This window comes from Weizmannia acidilactici, from assembly GCF_008974185.1.
Classification (GTDB): domain Bacteria; phylum Bacillota; class Bacilli; order Bacillales; family Bacillaceae_C; genus Weizmannia; species Weizmannia acidilactici.
The window spans coordinates 29,772-50,141 of the sequence record NZ_BKZP01000025.1 but is presented as its reverse complement, the minus strand read 5'-3'; the positions used below and the strand labels follow the sequence as shown (position 1 = coordinate 50,141).

Annotated in this window: 17 protein-coding genes, 1 pseudogene and 1 riboswitch; of the genes and pseudogenes, 9 read left to right on the top strand and 9 right to left on the bottom strand. The window is 45.7% G+C overall.

Annotated elements, in window-relative coordinates:
* Positions 1-357: 357 nt before the first annotated feature.
* From BpJC4_RS11380 to BpJC4_RS11365, 4 genes are all read right to left on the bottom strand, one after another.
* Positions 358-2,340 carry a beta-glucoside-specific PTS transporter subunit IIABC gene (locus tag BpJC4_RS11380; RefSeq protein WP_151697922.1) on the bottom strand — a complete coding sequence of 661 codons (1,983 nt, stop codon included), beginning with the start codon at positions 2,338-2,340 and terminating at the stop codon, positions 358-360.
* A gap of 200 nt (positions 2,341-2,540) precedes the next feature.
* Positions 2,541-3,383: a glucose PTS transporter transcription antiterminator GlcT gene (gene glcT, locus BpJC4_RS11375; protein WP_151681032.1), complete on the bottom strand. Its 843-nt coding sequence runs from the start codon at positions 3,381-3,383 to the stop codon at positions 2,541-2,543.
* Between the two features lie 140 nt (positions 3,384-3,523).
* Positions 3,524-4,852 (bottom strand): NCS2 family permease, encoded by a 1,329-nt coding sequence (locus tag BpJC4_RS11370; protein WP_151681031.1) that lies wholly within the window; start codon positions 4,850-4,852, stop codon positions 3,524-3,526.
* Positions 4,853-4,988: 136 nt separating this feature from the next.
* A riboswitch (purine riboswitch) is annotated at positions 4,989-5,090 on the bottom strand.
* Positions 5,091-5,265: 175 nt separating this feature from the next.
* Complete coding sequence (locus BpJC4_RS11365; RefSeq protein ID WP_151681030.1) at positions 5,266-5,412, bottom strand: family 1 glycosylhydrolase; 147 nt, start codon at positions 5,410-5,412, stop codon at positions 5,266-5,268.
* A gap of 442 nt (positions 5,413-5,854) precedes the next feature.
* Here BpJC4_RS11365 and BpJC4_RS16840 point away from each other — a divergent pair, with 442 nt between their 5' ends.
* Entirely contained in the window at positions 5,855-5,977 is a 123-nt protein-coding gene (locus BpJC4_RS16840; RefSeq protein WP_259370069.1) for a hypothetical protein, read from the top strand.
* A 68-nt stretch (positions 5,978-6,045) separates the two neighbouring features.
* Here the strand turns inward: BpJC4_RS16840 and BpJC4_RS11360 are convergent, their stop codons facing one another.
* Complete coding sequence (locus tag BpJC4_RS11360; RefSeq protein ID WP_151681029.1) at positions 6,046-7,263, bottom strand: MFS transporter; 1,218 nt, start codon at positions 7,261-7,263, stop codon at positions 6,046-6,048.
* A 176-nt stretch (positions 7,264-7,439) separates the two neighbouring features.
* On the opposite strand from BpJC4_RS11360, the gene BpJC4_RS11355 reads away from it, so the two are divergent.
* The 5 genes from BpJC4_RS11355 to BpJC4_RS11335 all read left to right on the top strand — a co-directional run bounded on the left by BpJC4_RS11355 (position 7,440) and on the right by BpJC4_RS11335 (position 12,543).
* Entirely contained in the window at positions 7,440-8,078 is a 639-nt protein-coding gene (locus tag BpJC4_RS11355; RefSeq protein ID WP_151681028.1) for a response regulator, read from the top strand.
* Position 8,079: 1 nt separating this feature from the next.
* The gene (locus BpJC4_RS11350; RefSeq protein ID WP_151681027.1) at positions 8,080-9,183 is read left to right on the top strand and encodes a sensor histidine kinase; all 1,104 of its coding nucleotides are present in this window, start codon (positions 8,080-8,082) and stop codon (positions 9,181-9,183) included.
* 141 nt (positions 9,184-9,324) lie between these two features.
* Positions 9,325-10,260: an ABC transporter ATP-binding protein gene (locus BpJC4_RS11345; RefSeq protein ID WP_151681026.1), complete on the top strand. Its 936-nt coding sequence runs from the start codon at positions 9,325-9,327 to the stop codon at positions 10,258-10,260.
* 16 nt (positions 10,261-10,276) lie between these two features.
* Complete coding sequence (locus tag BpJC4_RS11340; RefSeq protein WP_151681025.1) at positions 10,277-11,398, top strand: ABC transporter permease; 1,122 nt, start codon at positions 10,277-10,279, stop codon at positions 11,396-11,398.
* A complete protein-coding gene (locus BpJC4_RS11335; RefSeq protein ID WP_151697921.1) occupies positions 11,398-12,543 on the top strand; it encodes an ABC transporter permease in 1,146 nt (381 codons plus the stop codon). Before BpJC4_RS11340 ends, BpJC4_RS11335 begins: the two co-directional genes overlap by 1 nt.
* A gap of 51 nt (positions 12,544-12,594) precedes the next feature.
* Here BpJC4_RS11335 and BpJC4_RS11330 read toward each other — a convergent pair.
* Together BpJC4_RS11330 and BpJC4_RS11325 are read right to left on the bottom strand one after the other, a co-directional pair.
* Positions 12,595-13,670 (bottom strand): annotated as a pseudogene (locus tag BpJC4_RS11330) (TIGR04053 family radical SAM/SPASM domain-containing protein).
* A gap of 152 nt (positions 13,671-13,822) precedes the next feature.
* On the bottom strand, positions 13,823-15,508 hold the full coding sequence (locus BpJC4_RS11325) for an MFS transporter (RefSeq protein ID WP_151697920.1): 1,686 nt from the start codon (positions 15,506-15,508) through the stop codon (positions 13,823-13,825).
* Between the two features lie 188 nt (positions 15,509-15,696).
* Between BpJC4_RS11325 and BpJC4_RS11320 the strand changes: the two genes are divergently transcribed.
* From BpJC4_RS11320 to BpJC4_RS16620, 3 genes are all read left to right on the top strand, one after another.
* Entirely contained in the window at positions 15,697-17,175 is a 1,479-nt protein-coding gene (locus tag BpJC4_RS11320) for a DASS family sodium-coupled anion symporter (RefSeq protein ID WP_151697919.1), read from the top strand.
* Positions 17,176-17,266: 91 nt separating this feature from the next.
* Entirely contained in the window at positions 17,267-17,635 is a 369-nt protein-coding gene (locus tag BpJC4_RS16625; RefSeq protein WP_151681021.1) for a hypothetical protein, read from the top strand.
* Between the two features lie 57 nt (positions 17,636-17,692).
* Positions 17,693-18,208 carry an endonuclease I family protein gene (locus tag BpJC4_RS16620; RefSeq protein ID WP_253693748.1) on the top strand — a complete coding sequence of 172 codons (516 nt, stop codon included), beginning with the start codon at positions 17,693-17,695 and terminating at the stop codon, positions 18,206-18,208.
* Between the two features lie 37 nt (positions 18,209-18,245).
* Here BpJC4_RS16620 and BpJC4_RS11305 read toward each other — a convergent pair whose 3' ends face one another.
* Positions 18,246-19,688, bottom strand: coding sequence for a glycoside hydrolase family 1 protein (locus BpJC4_RS11305; RefSeq protein WP_151681020.1), 1,443 nt, complete (start codon positions 19,686-19,688; stop codon positions 18,246-18,248).
* Between the two features lie 28 nt (positions 19,689-19,716).
* Entirely contained in the window at positions 19,717-19,950 is a 234-nt protein-coding gene (locus tag BpJC4_RS11300; protein WP_151681019.1) for a hypothetical protein, read from the bottom strand.
* Between the last annotated feature and the right edge of the window lie 420 nt (positions 19,951-20,370).

Sequence of the window (20,370 nt, the reverse complement as noted above, 5' to 3'; positions counted from 1 at the left end):
GATCAAACTCTCGATAAAAGATGTTTGATAAAAGCTCGTTAGAAAATTGACGTTTCGCTTTGTTCAGTTTTCAAGGATCAATCTTGCGTCGCCCGTTTAACAGCGACTTAAATATTATATCATAACATCTAATCAGCGTCAACAACTTTTTTATTGTTTTTTCGTTTCCCACGAACCAGCTTAACCATAATATCACCATTCATATTTTTCGTCAATCTGAAAAAGCGGTGAAATTTTTTCCGGGTACGGCAAAAAATACAGCTGCCAAAAAATTCATTCACCTAACAGAAAAGCGGTGAGCTTCTGCCTTTTATGGCATCTCACCACTTTTAAACTTCTTGCCTGTTTGCTTAAATTTTATTTACCCTCAACAACCGCTTCTTGCTTTTTATACAAGTTCAACAAAGCTTCTTCTGCATAAGTTTCACCCAAAGCCGTTTGTTCAACCGCGTCATACGCCATCGTATTCGTGACAATGACCATCGTTGTGGTGTCATAACCGGCTGCTTTGATTTTTTCCGAATCAAATGTGCCGATCACATCGCCTTTTTTGATGCGGTCTCCGGCTTTGACATTAGAATTAAAGTGTTCTCCATTCAAGTTGACGGTGTCGATTCCGACGTGGATCAAAACTTCTGCACCCTGATCGGATTGGAGGCCGAATGCATGGTCTGTCGGGAAGGCAACAGATACTTGCCCGTCAAACGGCGCCACGACTTTTCCTTCTTCCGGCACAACGCCGACGCCCTTACCCATCGCTTCGGAGCTGAAGACCGGATCATTTACGGAAGTGAGCGGCACGACGCGGCCTTTTACCGGATTGTAGATGATTTCCTTCAGTTCCATTCCGGTTGTATCCACTTTTGGAAGTTCCGGGCGTTCTTTGTCCATTTTGCTTTCCAGCGCAGCTGTTTTCTTTTCAGTCAGGCTCTTTTTGCCCACTGATAAGTTCGCAAACATTGTTTCATTATTTTCTTCATTAAACCCAAAGATTAACACGAGCAGGAATGCGATCACCCATGCGACAATGACCGCAATGGCTTCCATTACAACACTTGAACCTTTGCCGATAAACAGCGGAAGTTCAAAGAAGTTCATAATCTGTGAATATTGGAAGGCTTTTACGCCGGCAAAGCCAGCAATGGCGCCACCGATTGCGCTTGCGATCAAACCGAAAATAAAACCTTTTTTGTATTTCAGGTTAATGCCGTAAATCGCCGGCTCAGTAATTCCGAAAAAGTTACTGATGGCAGCTGAAACAGCAATTTCCCTGTTTTTGGATTTTTTTGCTTTAAAAATGGCGCCTGCCACTGCACCAAACTGGCCGAATACTGCAACAAACATCATGGCCAGCAATGTGTCATAACCGTAGTTTTGAATGTTGATCAAGGAAATCGGCAGAATTCCCCAGTGCAGTCCGAAGACAACAAATACCTGGAACAAGCCTGCCAAAATAAATCCGGCAACGGCAGGGCTCAGGCTGTACAGGTATTTATAGCCGTAAGCAAGCCCCATACCGATGGCGTTGCCTAAAGGTCCGATGACGATAAAGGTCAAAGCACCGGCAACAAGCAATGTAAAGAACGGCACAAATACGAGCTGGGCAACGGCCGGAAGATGCTTTTTGAACCATCTTTCAATATAGCTCATGAGCCAGATTGCCAAAATCGTCGGAATGACCGCACCACCGTACTGTTTAAAATTGATGGCGTAGCTGCCTAAATGGCCGATTTTCGGGATACTGCTATCCGTCAGCGGATAAATCATCGCTGCTGCAAGCGCAACGGCAATAAAACGGTTTGTATTGAATTTATCAGCAGCCGTAATGGCAATAAAGATCGGAAGCAGTGTAAACACACCTGTTGCCAGTGCGTTCAGAATGCTGTACCAAACTGAAGATGTCGAAACAACATGCGTGCTTGCCAAAAGGATTGCAACACCTTTTAAAACGCCGGCACCTGCAAGAACAGAGATAAACGGCGTGAAAATACCGGAAAGAACTGCAACAAAGCGGTCAAAAATATTGCCTTTTTCTTCGCTTTCTTCCGCAGCCGCATCATTGTCAGATCCGACATCGGAAGCCGTAAAATGGTAAGCATCCATAATGGCGTTATAGACAGGAACGACTTCATCCCCGATGACAACCTGGTACTGTCCGCCTGCGTTTACTGCCGTCAGTACATTTGGCAGGTCTTCAAGCAGTTCTTTATTTGCTTGCCCTGCATCTTTTAAACGGAAACGCAAACGGGTCGCGCAGTGCACCAATGATTTAACATTATCAGGCCCGCCGACATTTGCGACAATATCATGGGCAAGCTGCGCATAATCTTTCTTTGCCATGTAAATCCTCCTCTTATTAAGTTAAGAAATTTTTGCCGGAAACAGATCGACCAGCACAGCAAACTTTTTTACACAAAGAAAAAGGCATGAGGAAAAAAGGAAAACATTTACGGGTAGTATGCCCATAAATGCATTTCCGTCATCTTTTTCACTCATGCCTGATCGAATCAGTAACACGTACAATATGATGAAGTTTTAAACTATTCCATCTTAGCCTGTATCCGCTGCAGATGCATCGTCAAGTAGACGGCCTCGGCATCATACACCGGTTTTTTCAATGTTTGCTGCATGATTTTAATCAATTTCCACGACAAATTATAACACCGCGGGTACTCCTGTTGCAAGAAATAATTTAATTTCTCCGGTTCATTCATTTTTTCCCCCGTCAGCACGCGGTCAATCGTATACTGCAAATGGCGGACAAGACGCATATAATTTGTGCTGTCTTTGTCTAAAGTGATTTTAAATTCATGTTCCACGGTTGAAATGAGCTGCGAAATCAGGTGGGAATGCCTGCTCAATTCGGAAAGCTGTTTATCCGTTACCGCACTGTGGATATGAAGCGCGATAAACCCGACTTCCCCTTCCGGCAAATAAACGTCCGTTGCCTCATTAATATAATCCACCACTTCACGTGCAATTTCGTATTCGCGCGGGTAGAGGATTTTTGTTTCGGCAACAAACGGATTTTTCACAGCCAGCCCTTGCCGGATGCGGTTAATGGCAAAAGCGATATGGTCCGTTAATGCAACATGAATATGTTCATTTAAAGGCGAATCGGTCCGGTTGCGGATCATTTCAATTGCTGAAATAATGACTTCGAGCGTTTTGTTATCAATAGAAGGGATCAATTTGATATATTGTTCCTGCTCCTTTTCATTTTTCAGCACAAACATTTTTTCTGCCGATTCCTGCGAAATGATTTCATCTTTTTTACGGTTAAAACCGATGCCTTTGCCAATTAACACGGTTTCTTCATATCGGGGGTGAGTGGCAATCAATACATTGTTGTTTAACACTTTTTTTACTTTAAAAGATTCCATTTCGATCCCCCTTGGCTCTAATCCATGCAATACGAATAGTGTAACTGAAATACTGTACGTTTTCAATTTTTCTCTCCTGCAGCAACAAGAATACAAAAAAGCCTGCAGGTGCGGCCTGCAAGCAGAAAATTGAAATAAAACTATTTTAAGAAAATGAAGTAGAGCAAAAAGACGACAAAGAAGAAGTACATGATCGGATGGATTTCTTTTATTTTACCCTTCACAATCATCGTAATCGGATAGAAGATGAACCCTATGGCGATCCCAGTTGCAATGCTGTAAGTCAGCGGCATTGTAATTAATGTAAGGAAAGCTGGTACAGCAATTTCAAATTTATCCCATTCAACGAACCTTAAATTCGATACCATCAAAACCCCGACAATGATTAAAGCCGGCGCGGTTACTGAAGAAGTCACCACCGACAGAAGCGGGAAGAAGAAAAGCGAAAGGATGAAAAATCCCGCTGTTACCAATGAAGCAAATCCTGTTCTTGCCCCTGCCGCAACCCCTGAAGAAGATTCAATATAAGAAGTTGTCGTCGAAGTCCCGAGCACGGAGCCGACCATTGTAGCAATTGAATCGGAAACGAGGGCCCTTCCGGCATTCGGAAGTTTATTGTCTTTCATTAAGCCGGCCTGGCTGGCAACTGCAACGAGTGTCCCGGCATTATCAAAGAAATCGACAAAGAAGAATGTCAGGATCACACCAATCATTTGCGCCGACCAGAAGGATGGATCATTAAATGAACTGAAAACCGCGCCAAAAGTCGGCTTAATGCTTGGCACAGAGCTCACAATTGCGTGCGGCACATCGATTAAGCCAAAAATCATGCCGACAACAGCTGTAATGATCATCCCTAAGAATACGGCAGCTTTGATGCCCCTTGTCATTAAAATAACAGTAATCACAATGCCGAAGATTGCCAGAAGCGTCGGCCCTTTTGACAAATCTCCGAGCGCAACAAACGTCGCATCATCTTTTACAATAATGCCGGCATCTTTCAAGCCGATAAAAGTAATGAATAAACCGATCCCTGCGCCGACAGCGTGTTTCAACTGGACCGGAATCGCGTTGATCAATTTTTCACGGATCCCTGTCAGTGTCAACAAGAAGAAGAACACGCCCGAAATCAATACGGCGCCGAGAGCATGCTGCCACGGAATGTGGTAGCCCAAAACGACTGTATAGGCGAAAAACGCGTTTAAGCCCATGCCCGGTGCAAGTGCAAGCGGATATTTCCCAAGGAGCCCCATCACGATAGAACCGATTGCCGAAGCAATTGCCGTTGCAACAAACACTGCGCCCTGATCCATATGCATAGAAGCCGGAAGCCCTTTTACGCTGGCAAGCGACAAGGTCAGCGGGTTAACAGCCAAAATATACGCCATGGCCAGGAAGGTCGTCATGCCGCCGATAAATTCCTGGCGGTAACTCGTCCCCAGCTTCTCAAATTCATAATAATTCTTCATCTTACCCTTTCCCTCCTGTGGAATTTCCGTTTCTGTCGCCATAACAGAAAAACGTTCCGAACGTAAAACGCCCGAAACGCCAGACTTAAGGAATGAGGAGGGGCAAAAATTGTTATTTTTCTGTACTTTGCCCTCTTAATCTATCTCATTACCTCGTAGTCAAGCTATTTACGGCAGCTTGGTAGAAACGTTCAGGCCATATCCCTGAATTTATACGATGGTATTTCTATTCAATTTACAAGATTGATTGTATCCGGAAAAGCACGAGAAGTCAACCCAAAACACGAACATTTTATTATATTTTTTTACCATCATTCAATTAAATACGAACAATCGTGGGATTTTGTCGTTAGAATTCCTTACAAGAATTTGTTTCACTATATTTTTTCAACCGCGAAAAACCCCTGTTTTTTTCAGCCGTTACGCCTCCGCGTCCAGGCAATGGAAAGCCGCAGCACCTTAAAGTCCATCTCGCCGGACAGGGCAATATCTTCGCGGTAACGGTGGTAAAAATCAATGCCCCGCCTTTTCGGATCATCTTGATCAGATTGCGTCCGCATAGCCGTTTAGATCTGCGCATCCGTGACCATATGGTGCTTATCGTACTCATCTTTTCCAATATCTTTCCGGTATACGGCCACATCAGTTGTTGGCATGCCTTTTCCGTCTTCATTCTAGGCCCCTTCCGCCCGGTTGGCCTTGATGACGCCGCTCCATAAAAAACTTCTGGAAATGTCTTGACTTCAGCCAATGATGTCCCCACCAATGATACAAGTCTTTCCTATTATGTTTTCTTTATGAAACCGGCTGGTCCTTGCAACAAATTTGTGCATGATCCGGCTCATCACATGGCCGGTTTTCACATTACTGAAGAAGTCTTCCTATGGACATGCTCGAATAATTCTTTCCGCATACCGATTTGATATTGATGTCGAGTTTATGCCCCAATACGTCACAATATATTGCAAATATTTACTGAGCAGATATAAACGAAGAAGCGATATGCTAGTGCCGACAATCTTCGCCCACTTCCCGACCGGCAGCAGGCTGTCGATCAACCACTGGACGGCAAGCGGAAACACCAGTTCAAAATGGGCAACCACTACAATACTGCTGAAATCGTAATAAAAAGCTTATATGCGCCAGGTAGTAAGAGAAAAAGCGGTGGTACATTGTTTTCTCCTATGTTGAAATTAACTGGAAGCATGCCGGGCGGAATAGTTCATTTTCTTCTTCGCAATCATCGCCAGCCGGATCGAAAATGCAATGGCCAATGCCATCAGCACGGCAATCATTAGCACAACGCCGTTCCACCCCATCCGGCTGTAAAACAAGCCGCCGATCGTCCCGCCAATGCTGGAGCCGACATAATAAAAAAATAAATACAATCCGGATGCCTGTGCTTTATCATGGGACGACAGCTGCCCGACCCATCCGCTTGCAATCGAATGGCCGGCAAAAAACCCGTACGTGAACACAGCAATGCCAATAATTTTCAGCCACAACTCCGGCACGAGGGTGATGCATGCCCCCGCAAGCAGGATCAAGAGTGAAACTTGCAAAATTTTCCTCTTCCCATGCCGGTCGGCAAGCATCCCCATCCATGTGGAGCTGAACGTGCCGACAATATAGACGATAAAAATAAATCCAACAAGCGTCTGACTCAGCGAATACGGCGGCGCAATCAACTGGAAGCCGATGTAATTATAAAGCGACACAAAGCTTCCCATTAACAAAAAGCCGATCAGAAAGAGATAAATCAGACCCGGTTCTACAAACTGCCGGACGAGGCTTCCGGTTAATTTTCCGATTTCAAACTTCCGTGCCGTAAAATGAGTGGAAGGCGGCAGCACAAACCAAAACAAGAGGCTTGCAAGCAGGCTGATCACGCCGATTACAGCCAAAGCAACATGCCAATTGAAAAAGTCGGTCAATGCACCGCAGATGATCCTCCCGGCCATCCCACCGATTGAATTCCCGCTGATGTACATGCCCATCGCAAGACCTAAACTTGTCGGCAAGATTTCCTCCCCCAAATACGCCATTGCCACAGCCGGAAGCCCGGCGAGCACAAGCCCCTGCATCACCCGGCAAAGAATGAGCAAATGGTAGTTTGGCGAAAAAGCCGTCAATATGCAAAGGATTGAAGAAGCAATGAGTGAAAAAGACATGACCGGTTTCCGGCCGAACACTTCCGATAATGATCCGGCAATCAGCATGCTAACTGCCAGCGCCACGGTTGTCGATGACAAGCTAAGGCTCGACATGGTCGGCGAAAGATGGAATTCTTTTGCGATATCGGGAAGCAGCGGCTGCATCCCCCACAAAATGGCAAACGTGTTAAATCCTCCCGCAAACAAAGCAAGATTTGCCAGTCGAAATTCCCGCGTCCCCTGTTCGATATAATTCATTTTGTATACCTACCCCTTTGTTGCAAATTCGAAAAATTTCCATACTTACATGATACCCCTCTTTTTCTTTCTGTTCCAATGTTTGATAATTGCCGCACTTCCCGTATGATGCAAGCCGGATTTCAGATATAATGGGAGTATCTACATAAGCGGGGCCGGGGAGGAAGACAGGTATTATGGACAAAATTAAAGTTTTGATAGCAGATGATAATTCCTTTATACGCGAAGGCTTAAAAATTATTTTATCTTCCTACGAAGATTTTGAGGTAGTAGTTACAGTGGAAAACGGGAGGGAAGCTATTTCATATTGCAAAAATCACGCTGTTGATATTGCCCTGCTCGATGTACGGATGCCGGATATGAACGGCGTGGAAGCAACAAAGGCCATTTCAGAGCAAACATCCGCAAAACCCGTGATTCTGACCACCTTTGACGATGACGAATATATCGTCGATGCTTTGAAATACGGGGCAAAAGGCTATTTACTGAAAAACAATGACCCCGAAAAAATCCGCGATGCGATCAAAAGTGTTTATGCCGGAAACAGTATTTTCCAGGACGTAATCCTCGATAAAATCAAAACCAATTTGGGCGACAGGGAGCCGGAACCGAAAATCGATCCAAAACTGTTCACCAAAAGAGAGCGTGAAATCATGTCCCTGATCGCAAAAGGCCTTTCCAATAAGGAAATTGCAAAAACCTTGTTTATTTCAGAAGGGACGGTCGCGAATTACATCACCTCGATATTCGGGAAAACCGGACTCGAGCACCGCACTCAGATCGCTGTTTATTACCTTACGGGGAAAGTGAAGTAAGATGGAAATCCGGATGATCTGCACGAAGCTTGCGTTGATGTGTTGGATAGCTTTTACATGCATACAGGCAAATATGCCGATGGCGCAGCCCGTGTTCCTGCTGCTGCTGTATTTTTGTGTAAATATCGCCATGTATATTTGGAAAATAACGGCGTTGCCTGCTGCCTTTTCCGCCCTTTCCATTTTCATTTCCATTTCGGGATATGTGTATGTCCACCCGCTATTTGCTATCTTGGCGCCGCTTTCGATTTTGGTGCTTCTGCAGGTGTGGATCCAGTCAAAATGGATATCTGCAGCCATCCTTCTGGCTCCCGCTTTTTCCATAAAAAGTGATATTGCCGGCCAGTATGTTTTCGCAGCAGCCGCTAGCTGGATCATTTGGGACCTGGCCTGCACCTACACAGGGCAGATGGAGAAAAAAGAAAAGCAACTCGATTGGGCGCGCGCTTCAATCCAGAAGCTTACGCGCAGTTTGAATGAAAACCGGGAATTCATCCGCCAGTCCGAATATACATACCGGCTTGAAGAACGGAACCGCATCTCGCAGGAAATCCATGACGATATCGGCCACGCAATGACCGGCGCGCTTATCCAGATGGAGGCGGCAAAACGGCTGATGGAAAAAGATGCACGGCAGGCACAAAACTTGCTGCAAAATGCAATTAACATAACAAAGGAAGGTATTGAAAGCATCCGACTGACGTTAAAAAGCTTGAAACCTTCCACGGAACAGGTCGGCATCCACCGGCTTCAGCTTGCTTTGGGTGAATTTTCCGCCGGGAATAACATCGAAACAATTATCACGCATCATGGAAATTTGGACATCATCACCCCTGTCCAATGGAAAATCATTCATGAAAATGTGAAGGAAGCGCTGACCAATGCGCGCAAATACGCCGATGCCACGCAGATTACTGTCGATATTCAAGTATTGAATAAAATGGTGAGGGCTGAAGTGAGGGACAACGGCAAAGGCGCGGTTAAAATCAAAAAAGGGCTCGGCATTTCCGGCATGGAAGAACGGGCCGCATCGCTCGAGGGCCATGTCATTACCGACGGGTCGCACGGTTTTTCTGTCACCACCCTCCTTCCGATCCAATCATGAACGGCTTCACCTGTAAAACATGAATTTTTTCATATAAAAGTCATGAACGATGCCACTTATCCGGGATCGTTCTTTTTTTTATACTGAAGTTACAAAGGGAGCGGCCGTGCACCTCTCCTAAACCAAGGAGGAAGAACAAAATTGAGCGTATTGGAGATCCGGGAGCTTACTAAAAAATTCGGGGATTTTATCGCGGTCGACCATATTTCGTTGCAAATAAAAGAAGGAGAAATTTTCGGCTTTCTCGGGGCAAACGGCGCCGGGAAGAGCACAACCATTAACATGATCGCCGGCCTGCTGAGAAGCAATGATGGAACAATCGAAATTCTCGGCAAAAACATTATGAAAAACAGGCGCTTTACGAAAATGAATCTTGGCATTGTACCTCAGGACATTGCCATTTATGAAGATTTAACCGCTTTTGAAAACGTCAAATTTTTTGCCGGGCTATACGGATTGCGCGGCAATGAATTGAATGCAAAAACAGAAGAAGCTTTGGCATTTGTCGGCCTCCAGGACCATCATAAAAATTATCCGAAAAATTTTTCCGGCGGGATGAAAAGGCGGCTTAATATCGCCTGCGCCATTGCCCACCAGCCTAAATTAATCATTATGGATGAACCGACTGTCGGCATTGATCCGCAGTCGCGCAATTACATTTTGGATTCAGTGCGGAAACTGAACGAAATGGGCTGCACAATCATTTATACTAGCCACTACATGGAAGAAGTTGAGGAAGTCTGCACAAGAATTGCGATCATTGACCATGGGAAAATCATTGCAGAAGGCACGAAGGAACAGCTGAAATCGATCATTACAGACAAAAAAGAAGTCTGGATTGAAGTGAAAACAAAGGAACCGGTTGATCTCGGGGAGATCAAGAAAATTAAGGGCGTTGAAATGGCATCCTTCCATGAAAACATGATCCAAATCCAGTCCGATGCAAGCATCAACAATTTAAATCTCATCCTCGAATTTTTGATCAGCCACCATATCGAAATCAGGGCACTGCAGGAAAAAGAGCCGAACCTGGAAACGGTATTTTTAACCTTAACTGGCCGTAATTTAAGGGATTAGAAAGGAGAAGAAAACATTGTTCAATGTCCTGCACATCATGAAAAAAGAAATCATCAGCGGCTTCCGCAACAAGCGGACCATGATTTTTATGCTTGCATTTCCGCTCGTTTTAATACTTGTGCTCGGTTCCGCCCTTTCCAATGCTTTTAAAACGACGGTTTCTGTCAGTGATATTCATGTGTTGTACGAAAACAATTTGAATGAAAATGCCAAACCGTATTTCAATGAATTCCGCAAATACACTGAAAAATCAGGGATCTATTTTGAAAAGGCCGGAAAAAATACAGACGGCATGAAAGAAGTGAAACTCGGCAACGCGGACGGTTACGCTGTTTTAGATGATAAAGGAGTCCGGCTGTATACGAACGGAAGAAACAGTATAGAAGGAAGCATTTTGGAAGGCTTATTTGCTGCATTTGCCGATCGATACAATCTTACCGCAGAAATCATGAAAACCGCTCCGGATAAAGTAGGGATTGCCTTTGAGAAGCCAAAAGACGATTATATTCGAACCGAATCCCTTCTGCCAAAGAAACAACCTGGTGCGATGGACTATTACGCGACAGTCATCACCACCATGATTTGTTTGTACGCTTCTTTAGGGGCCAGTACATTAATCCAGGGAGAGCGGGCGCGGAAAACGATTGACAGGCTCATTGCTGCCCCGGTCCGGAAAAGCGACATTTTAATTGGAAAACTTTTCGCCAGCCTTATCGTAAATACCCTTTGCATTGCCCTTGTTATTCTTGTGAGCAAGATGGTTTACAAAGCGAATTGGGGAGAACACCTCTGGCTTATATGCCTTTTGATTTTGACGGAAATCCTTCTTTCTGTCAACATCGGAATCGGCATTAGCATGCTCAGCAAGTCAACTGCTGCCGCCCGGTCGCTGCTTATTCTGATTATCCAACTGGCAGCCTTTTTCGGCGGGTCATATTTTAAAATTGAAAATCCGGGCAAATGGCTGCAGGCGATCATGGACCTGTCGCCATTAACGTGGATCAACCAGGCCATTACAAAAATCATTTATAATAATAACTTATCGATCGCCGTCCCGGTGGCAGCCGCGAATATTGGCGCCGCTCTGCTTATTCTGTTGGTGTCCATTACAGCGCTGCAAAAAAGGGAGGGTTTATAATGAAAGATGTTTTGAGGCTTATCCGTAACACATTAAGTATGACCTTTCGTAAAAAAAGAAATTTCCTCTATTATTTAGGGTTGCCTTTAATCGGCATTTTCATTGCCTTCCTTGCTTACGGAGGGAACAACGTGAATATCCTTCATGTTGGGGTCGTGGATGGGGACCATAGTAAAATTACTGCCGATACAGTCGATTTCCTGAATGGATTGGACAATGTCAAATTAACCGAAATTCCGCAGTCAAAAATGAGGAGAAAATTGGCAAATGGCAAGCTTGACTGTGTGATTATTTTTGAAAAAGGCTTTTCCGATAGCGTGCGGAGCGGAAATCCCGCTCATATCCGGATCACTTCCATCAAGGGGGCGGAAGTAACAAAGTTTATCCAATCTTATTTATACCAATACATTGATCATATCGCATCCATTAGCAAAGCCGCATCGGGAAACGAACAGGCCTTTCAAACGATGTATCAAGGATTCCAAAAGTCCGCATACAAGGTCAAAACAATCAATTTGCAGGACCTTTCCAAGTCCAATGATATGTCGTACCAGACAATGGGATTTTTAATCATGTTTATGCTGATGTCGGCCTGCAATTTATCTGAACTGATTCTTGCGGAAAAAGAAAACCGCACTTATTTCAGGTTGCTATCCTCGCCGATTAACGCGGGTAAGTATGTATTGTCCAATGTCATCTGTAACATGATCATTATGGCGGTTCAAGTCGCTTTGACATTGGTAGCCATGAAATACGTATTCCATATCTCCATGAATATTTCAATCTGGCAGGCTTTCGCAGTTATGTTCCTGTTTGCCTGGATTTCGATCGGCATTTCATTAATGATTGTGTCATTTTCAAACAACCGGAGTGCTGCCAATTCACTGCAAAACTTAATCATTGTGCCGACTTGCATGCTTGCCGGCTGCTTCTGGCCTGTGGAAATCATGCCGAAAGCACTGCAAAAAGTTTCCGATTTTCTGCCCCAGCGCTGGACGCTGGAAACCCTTGACCAGTTGCAAACTGGCCATCCGATTAGCAGCTTATATTTAAACTATCTGATCTTACTGGCCTTTGCGCTTGCGTTTTTCCTGCTCGCAATTTACCAGTTCAGCAGGAACCACAACACGCAAAATTTCGTATAGTCTTAAAAAAGCCGGCCATTTTCGGAGAGAAGCGGCCGGCTTTTTTAAAAATTATATTTCATCCCGGAGGCTCTTCGGGATATATGTACAATACGGTTCAGAAGCCTTATAGTCCCCTGTGACCGCATAGGCGCGCGCCCGCGAACCGCCGCATATATAGCGGAATTCGCACACCCCGCATTTGCCTTTTGTCAAATCCGGATCGCGCAGTGATTTCAAGACCGGATGATTCCGGTAAATCTCGGGAAGCGGCGTCTCCTTCACATTGCCGCAGTCAATCGGCAGAAACCCTGATGGATATACATCCCCCGTATGGCTGATAAAAATAAAGCCGTTCCCGTCGTTCGTCTCCCGCGGCTCCCTGGCGAGATCATCACAATGCCTTCCGATCGGTTCTTTTCCTTCTGCTTTCCGGCGCTGGTTTTCCTGAAATACAATCCGGCGGTAAAACTGGGCTTCTGTTGTCGAAATGATGAACGGCGCACGCTCCTTGAGCCGGAATGCCCAGCGCAGCACCTCATCATGGCGTTCGGGGCTGATGGGTTTCAATGTTTGCCGCGCCCGGTCGGCACCAAAAAGAAAAGCGTCCAGACCGCAGCCCCGAATTTCCCCACTAAATCGGCAATTTCCGGCAGCTTGTCCACATTGTATTCTGTTACGGTTGTATTTACCTGAAAGCTCATCCCTGCTTCATTCAAGTAAGAGATCATTTTCATTGTACGGTCAAAAATGCCGGGCATCCCACGGAAATAATCATGCGTTTCGGCGTCGGACCCGTCAAGCGACACCGCCCATCGGCTGATTCCGATTTCTTTTGTTTTCTGCACTGCCTTTTCCGTCACGCGCGGGGTTGCCGATGACGTTAAAGACACGCGCATGCCTTTTTGGACCGCGTATTCGGTAAGTTCAAACAAATCCTCCCGCATCAACGGATCTCCGCCCGAGAATACAAATAACGGATTATCCATCGAATAAATCTCGTCAATCAGTTTCTTCCCCTCTTCCGTTGTCAGCTCCCCCGGATACGGGTGCAGCTGTGCCTCCGCCCGGCAGTGCAGGCAGTTGAGTGGGCACATCCTCGTTACTTCCCAAATGACAATAAACGGATTTTGCTTATAATCCCGTATTTTCATCACCAAAATGCATTCTTCCACTCACATATGTGAAAAAATGAACAAAGGTAAGGATATGTAAATTCTGCCAACCTCTTTATTTATTATACTGTAATATGGTTCTAATCGCAGAAAAAGGCCTCAACAAGGCCTTTTTCATCTTATTATTATTCAAGTCCCCTAATCTCCATCCCCTTCACCGGCAAAAACGTTTCACCGGTATTCAAGTAAGTCACCTTCACAAGGTCGCCTTCTTTTAAATAAATCGCAAGCGGTACAGTATCCGAGCTAACGGTGAAGTTCTGCTTATTGTCGAGCAGGAAGGAGATATCGGTATAATCGCCTGATTTCTCTTTGTAAACGCGGAGAACCTTTCCGGAAACCGTTTTGGTGTCAGCTCTTGACGAACCGTCGACACTGCTGCCGCCGTGCTGGAGGGCAATTTTATACAGTTTCAGTGCAGCGTTCGGCGTTGCCGCATTCACGGAAATTTCCGGATTGGCCGCTGAGACGATGAAGTACGTCTGCAGAAAGCCGTTTGAATCGAGAACCGGCGTCAGCCAGCTCGCTTCACCGTAAAAATTGTACAAGATCGGCATCGAGCCTTTCCATTTTTTCTCGATGAATTTTTTCTCAACGATTTGCAGATTCCCTTGCGAATCCATATAGGACTCTTGCAAGTCACCTGTATAATAAACAGCTTTTCCGGTGCGCGCGTTTGTGAGTGAATAACCAAGCATTGAGTCAACGTCTTTTTTCGGGCTCGTAAAATCGGTAAAATAATACATCGTGCCTTTATCATCAAAAATCGGGCTGACATTCGCTTCTGTGCCTTCATCCGTCGGCAGTTTGACATCCCGCTTGCCGAACAGGCTGTTCCAATAGCCATGGACGTATTTTCCGAAGTAACTGTTTTGCAGGCTGACTGCTTCCGGAGAGACAGCCCCGTCAATAAAAGCCGGAGCATTTTTTAACGAATACGACTTCATTGCGCCCGTTTTCGGATCAATAAGCACTATCCCGTCCGCCTTAAATCCGTTCCTGGCCGAAATAAAATGCCCGAATGTCCGGATGTAATAAGGCTTCCCGTTATTATCCACTTCCACCTGCGGATCACCGTAAAAAATCTTTTTTGGGTATTGCAGGCGGATATGGCGTTCCAGGTTTTTCTGGAGATAGGAAGAAGGCGTATACACCATTCTTTGTTTAATAAACTTCGGATTGTCAGAGGCATCGGTTGCACTCATCACAAAATACCCCGGCGTTTCCCCTCCCTTGAGCCATTTAAAAAACCCTGAAAACTCAACCGGCGCGATATAGACGTATTTGCCGTTCACTTTCTGGATTTGCAAGTTTCCCAACTGATAATAGCTCGCATTTGGAACCTGCCCGAAAGATTTCTTCATTTTATTGCGCGCAAATTTCGGCGGTACACTTGCCGGGGTTTCACGCTCATCAAACGGCTCAATTTCCGTTTTTTGCGCCATTTTGGAGGAGGCGTATTTTTCCCCGGCATTCCACATCGGCGCCGTAAGCATATACCCGGCGAATCCCAAGGCAGCAAGAAAGACCAGCCCTTTCGCAAGCCGCTCTTTGCCCCGGGCGGTCATTGTGCCGCCCAGCGCTGCCAGAAGAAATGCCGGCCAATAGATCGATGCATTCATATCCCTTTTTGTGATGTAAAAAAAGATTGCAGTGATCACCCAAATAAGCAGAAATAAAGATAAAAACGTCTTCGCTTTTGTCGTGCTGTTTTGCTTGCCTGCCTCTTTAAGTTTTTTCTCTGAAAATGGAAACACCAATACTACCGCAATCAATGCAAAAATTGCCGAAAAAATTAATAATGTCGCCACTTCAACCACCCTTTCTCCTTTTATTTACGATCATGGGAAAAAGAAGTTTCAACTGACAGCGATTTCAAATGTACCTTATTTTTAACAATTTTTCCACATCACTTTGCTACAATAATAATAAGGATTACCTCTTACCTCTTGCCGGCAGCCGCCGGCGACTGGCATTTTAACAAAAAGGAGTGATAAACATGAATGATTCGGCTCAATCGAAAAAAACAACTTTACAATGGATTTGGATTGCACTTGCTTTTGCTGCGCTCATCATCATCACGCTGCTCCCGCATACAAAAGGTTTGCCGGTAGCCGGCCAGCGCGCGCTTGCCATTCTCGCTTTTGCACTCATTCTTTGGGTTACGGAAGCTGTTTCCTATCAGGTGAGCGCCGCCATGATAATCGGGCTGATTGCACTCTTGATCGGTCTTGCGCCAAGCGTATCCGATCCTTCCCAGCTGACCGGGACAAGCAATGCACTTACCATGGCGCTCAGCGGTTTCAGCAGCTCGGCTGTCGCATTGGTTGCTGCAGCTTTATTCCTTGCAGCCGCCATACAGGCAACCAATCTCCACAAAAGGCTTGCCTTGTGGATTCTGTCCAAGGTTGGTACAAAAACAAACAGCCTTGTTTTCGGAGCCATTCTCGTCTCCATCGTGCTTGCGTTTTTTGTGCCAAGTGCCACCGCCCGCGCCGGAGCCGTCGTGCCGATTTTATTGGGGATGGTCGCCGCATTCGGGCTGCCGAACAACAGCAAGCTGGGAGCGCTTCTGGTCATCACATCCGTTCAGGCGGTTTCGATTTGGAATATTGGCATCAAAACGGCCGCTGCCCAAAACATGGTTGCGCTTGGTTTTATTGAAAAAGAGTTCGGCAAGACGATTACATGGAGTTCCTGGTTTTTATATGCCGCTCCGTGGGCCATCATCATGTCCGTTCTGTTGTTCTTTGTCATGACCCATTTAATCAAGCCGGAAATAGAAGCGATTGAAATGGGAAAAGATTTGATTCAAAAACAGTTGGAAGAACTGGGGCATTTAAAACCATCCGAAATTCGTCTCATCATCATTTCCCTGCTGTTGTTATTTTTCTGGACAATGGAAGGCAAGCTCCATCCGTTTGATACAACGACTGTCACGATTGTAGCGATCGCCATCCTGCTGACGCCAAAGATCGGCGTGTTTGACTGGAAATCAGTTGAACGGCTGATTCCTTGGGGAACTGTCATTGTTTTCGCTGTTGGGATTTCACTCGGAACCGTCCTGCTCGATACACACGGCGCCCAGTGGCTTTCCAATAAAGTATTCGGTTCAATGGGGCTGGACAGCATGCCGATTATTGCAACGATTGCCCTTGTTTCATTGTTCAATATTCTGATTCATCTCGGATTTGCAAGCGCAACCAGTCTGTCTTCGGCCTTAATCCCGATTTTTATTGCGCTTACTTCGACGATCCATCTCGGAGATAACCGGATCGGGTTTGTGCTTATCCAGCAATTTGTCATCAGCATCGGGTTCCTTCTGCCGGTCAACTCACCGCAAAGCATGCTTGCCTACGGGACAGGCGCTTTTACAGCAAAAGACTTTTTAAAATCCGGCCTACCGTTGACGGTCATCGGATATTTACTGATCCTTTTGTTCAGCGTGACATACTGGAAATGGATCGGGTTGCTGTAAACATCCCTTTAATAACAGTATAATAGAACGGCTTTGCCGGGGAGGCGGATTTCCCCGGCCTCTGATGATTACACCAGGAAGTGGTTGAGGAATGAACCGCCCAAAAGGCAATCGGGATATGCTGCTGGAAAAAATCAGAACGAATCAGTACCGATATGAACAAGGAACAGAACGGTTCAGAAAAATTTTAACGCAGCATACAGAAGAAATGCGGCTTGATGCGGCGCATTATTATGATGAAAAGGCAGATCTTCTGGACCAGAAGCACTATTACCGGAAAGTGGAAAAGCATCCGGCTGCGGGACCGATGCTTTTTTACCTGTACCACGACCTTATGCAGAAAACGCATAAAAACCAGCTTCCTTATCACATCAGTAAAAACCAATATTTATATACGTGGGTCGATCTGCATCCCGACGGCACGGTATATTTATTCGGGGGAAGTGCGCGATCCGCATAAGGTGATCCGGGAAGACCACCATACCAGAAAAAAAGAAGCGAGCATTACTATCTGCTTTTGCAGGAAAAAGAGATTTCCACCGAGCAGATCAAAAAAATCGATGCTTCTTTTAAATATAACACGGAACATATTGTGCCCCAGTCATGGTTCCACCAAGCTGAACCGATGAAGGGCGATTTGCACCATTTATTCATCTGCCATCCTTCCTGCAATGCCAAGCGCTCGAATTTTCCGTACGGTGATTTTGATTTTTATAACCCTGAATCTGCAGATGAACCGGTGCTCAACCATTGCGGCATGGCCATAGAGGAAAGGTTCGAGCCGGAATACGGAAAAGGCACAATTGCACGGGCATTTGCGTATTTTCTGCTCCGCTATCCAAAAGCGATATCGAAAACAAAGCTGAAGCAGGTGGATGTTCCGCTTTTGGCCAGATGGCACGAAGCGTTTCCGGCTGGCCTGTATGAACGCCACCGCAACCAGGCCATTTACCGGATCCAGGGAAATCGCAATCCTTTTATTGACGATGCCGGCTTAATGAAAAGAATAATCGATTGTCTCGGAAAAATGTAAACAGGCAACACCCGCCCCCCGGATGCTGCCTGTATGTTTACTCTAATTGTTTTCCATTCGATGCAATCACATCTTTATACCAGTAAAAACTTTGCTTTTTGATTCTGCGCAAATCTTTGCCGCCTTCTTCATCCTGGTTCACAAAAACGAAACCGTACCGTTTTTGGAAACCGTTCAGCCAACTGAGCAGATCGGTAAATGACCAGACGCAGTACCCGAGTACATCGACACCATCCGAGATGGCTTCCTGAATGGCTTTAATGTGGGAGCGGATATAGTCGATGCGGTACGGGTCGTTCACTACATCGTTTTCTTCGACATGGTCGTATTCACCCAGGCCGTTTTCAGTAATTAAAACAGGCATGCGGTAACGGTCCGTAATTCTCCTCAGTCCGATGCGCAATCCGGTTGGATCGATTTCCCAATCCCAGTTGGTCGCCTCAAGATTCGGATTTTTAACAGTTTTAAACAAGCCCGGAATCCCCCTGTCCTGTGCGGTCCCTTTTTTGCCGGTTGTATTGAAATGTGCGTCCATCGTCGCCCCATCGAGCGCATTTTTTTCATACGTCGTCGTCCGGTAGTAGTTCACACCCATAAAGTCCGGCTTGGCGGATTTCAACAATTCCAGATCACCTTTCCGGAGCTCGGGCGCCAGCCCTTTTTCTTCAAGATAATGCCAGGCCGCTCTCGGATATTCCCCCCATGCATACACATCCATCCACCAATGGGAAAGGAATTCTTCAGCGTTTTCGGCAGCGAGAATATCTTCCGGTTTCGAAGAGAAAGGATACGCCGGCGAATAGGCGAAGCTCGGCCCAATTTTCCCGTCCGGCACATATTTACGGAATTCCTGGATTGCCCGCGCATTGGCCAGATTCGCATGGTGGTTGGCCTGGTAAAATAATTTTTCGTCTTTTACACCCGGCGGATGGCTGGCGAGCTGGTAGCCATGGGAAGTGAAGACGTTCTGCTCGTTTAAGGTCACCCAGTACTTCACACGGTTCCCGAATTCTTTGAAGAGAATCGTGCAGTAGTTGGCAAAATCTTCGACAATTTGCCGCGATTCCCAGCCGCCGTATTCATCCTGCAAAGCCTGCGGTAAATCCCAATGGTAAATCGTCAAAACCGGTTCAATGCCGTTATGAATCAGTTCATTGATCAGATTGTCGTAAAAAGCGATTCCCTTCTCATTGACTTCGCCCCTTCCATTTGGCAGCACGCGCGGCCATGAAACGGAAAAACGGTAAGCTTTCAGACCCATTTCTTTCATCAAGGCTACGTCTTCTTTGTAACGGTGATAATGGTCAACCGCGACATCGCCGTTTGTACCTTTAAACGTTTTGCCGGGAATGCGTACAAATTTGTCCCAGTTCGACAAGCCTTTCCCGTCCTCGTTCCAGGCGCCTTCCACCTGGTAAGCCGCGGACGCAGCTCCCCACAGGAATGTATTCGGAAAGTCTTTTAATTTCTCATGAATCATTTTCCATCACCCCTCTTCTACCAAAAAATCAAACTGCCTGTACGGAAAAATAAAGGGCGCTCCCCATTTTGGTCTGTTTGAAAACCTTTTTCAGATAATCGGCTGTCTCTGTTTTGCTTAAATCCGTTTTAACGGACATTGTAAAATCGATTTTTCCCAGTTCATCGATGGTGCAGGCTACTTTTTCATCCTCGTAGTCTTTGAAAAAGTCGCTCAAAAATTTAATTTGGCCGCATGAAACTTTTATTTTATGTACATTCATTGTGAATCCGTCCTTTTCGTTTACGATATTTGCTGCACTTTTATCGTAAACGAAAAGCGCTTACATTTGCAGATGCAGTTTTTCCTTTGCCAACGGAAAAAGGAACTATACTCATTGGAGACAGCCGAAGAGAAGCAGCACTGCAAGCCATACCGTCCACAAAAAACAGGCCCGGCTGTAAGCGGAACGGTAACATAACTGATCTAGTGCGGCGACGCCGAAAAAGGCAAGAAGCCCGGTCCAAATCGATGCAGCGGGAACCATTTTGGGAACGGGGCTTCATTTTGTTTCATAGCCACGACGTAGCAGAAAATGCCGATCCAGCTGCACGCAAAAGCAAAGCAGCCGGAGACGAAAACACTGCTTCCCAAACTTTGATATAAAAATTTCCAAACAAAAAGCAAATGCCCAAACTGCATT

Bases quoted from the DNA above. Each gene is read 5' to 3' on its own strand.
- BpJC4_RS11380 (WP_151697922.1), bottom strand. From the start codon at position 2,340: ATGGCAAAGAAAGATTATGCGCAGCTTGCCCATGATATTGTCGCAAAT.
- glcT (WP_151681032.1), bottom strand. From the start codon at position 3,383: ATGGAATCTTTTAAAGTAAAAAAAGTGTTAAACAACAATGTATTGATT.
- BpJC4_RS11370 (WP_151681031.1), bottom strand. From the start codon at position 4,852: ATGAAGAATTATTATGAATTTGAGAAGCTGGGGACGAGTTACCGCCAG.
- BpJC4_RS11365 (WP_151681030.1), bottom strand. From the start codon at position 5,412: ATGCGGACGCAATCTGATCAAGATGATCCGAAAAGGCGGGGCATTGAT.
- BpJC4_RS16840 (WP_259370069.1), top strand. From the start codon at position 5,855: ATGCTAGTGCCGACAATCTTCGCCCACTTCCCGACCGGCAGCAGGCTG.
- BpJC4_RS11360 (WP_151681029.1), bottom strand. From the start codon at position 7,263: ATGAATTATATCGAACAGGGGACGCGGGAATTTCGACTGGCAAATCTT.
- BpJC4_RS11355 (WP_151681028.1), top strand. From the start codon at position 7,440: ATGGACAAAATTAAAGTTTTGATAGCAGATGATAATTCCTTTATACGC.
- BpJC4_RS11350 (WP_151681027.1), top strand. From the start codon at position 8,080: ATGGAAATCCGGATGATCTGCACGAAGCTTGCGTTGATGTGTTGGATA.
- BpJC4_RS11335 (WP_151697921.1), top strand. From the start codon at position 11,398: ATGAAAGATGTTTTGAGGCTTATCCGTAACACATTAAGTATGACCTTT.
- BpJC4_RS11320 (WP_151697919.1), top strand. From the start codon at position 15,697: ATGAATGATTCGGCTCAATCGAAAAAAACAACTTTACAATGGATTTGG.
- BpJC4_RS16625 (WP_151681021.1), top strand. From the start codon at position 17,267: ATGAACCGCCCAAAAGGCAATCGGGATATGCTGCTGGAAAAAATCAGA.
- BpJC4_RS11305 (WP_151681020.1), bottom strand. From the start codon at position 19,688: ATGATTCATGAGAAATTAAAAGACTTTCCGAATACATTCCTGTGGGGA.
- BpJC4_RS11300 (WP_151681019.1), bottom strand. From the start codon at position 19,950: ATGAATGTACATAAAATAAAAGTTTCATGCGGCCAAATTAAATTTTTG.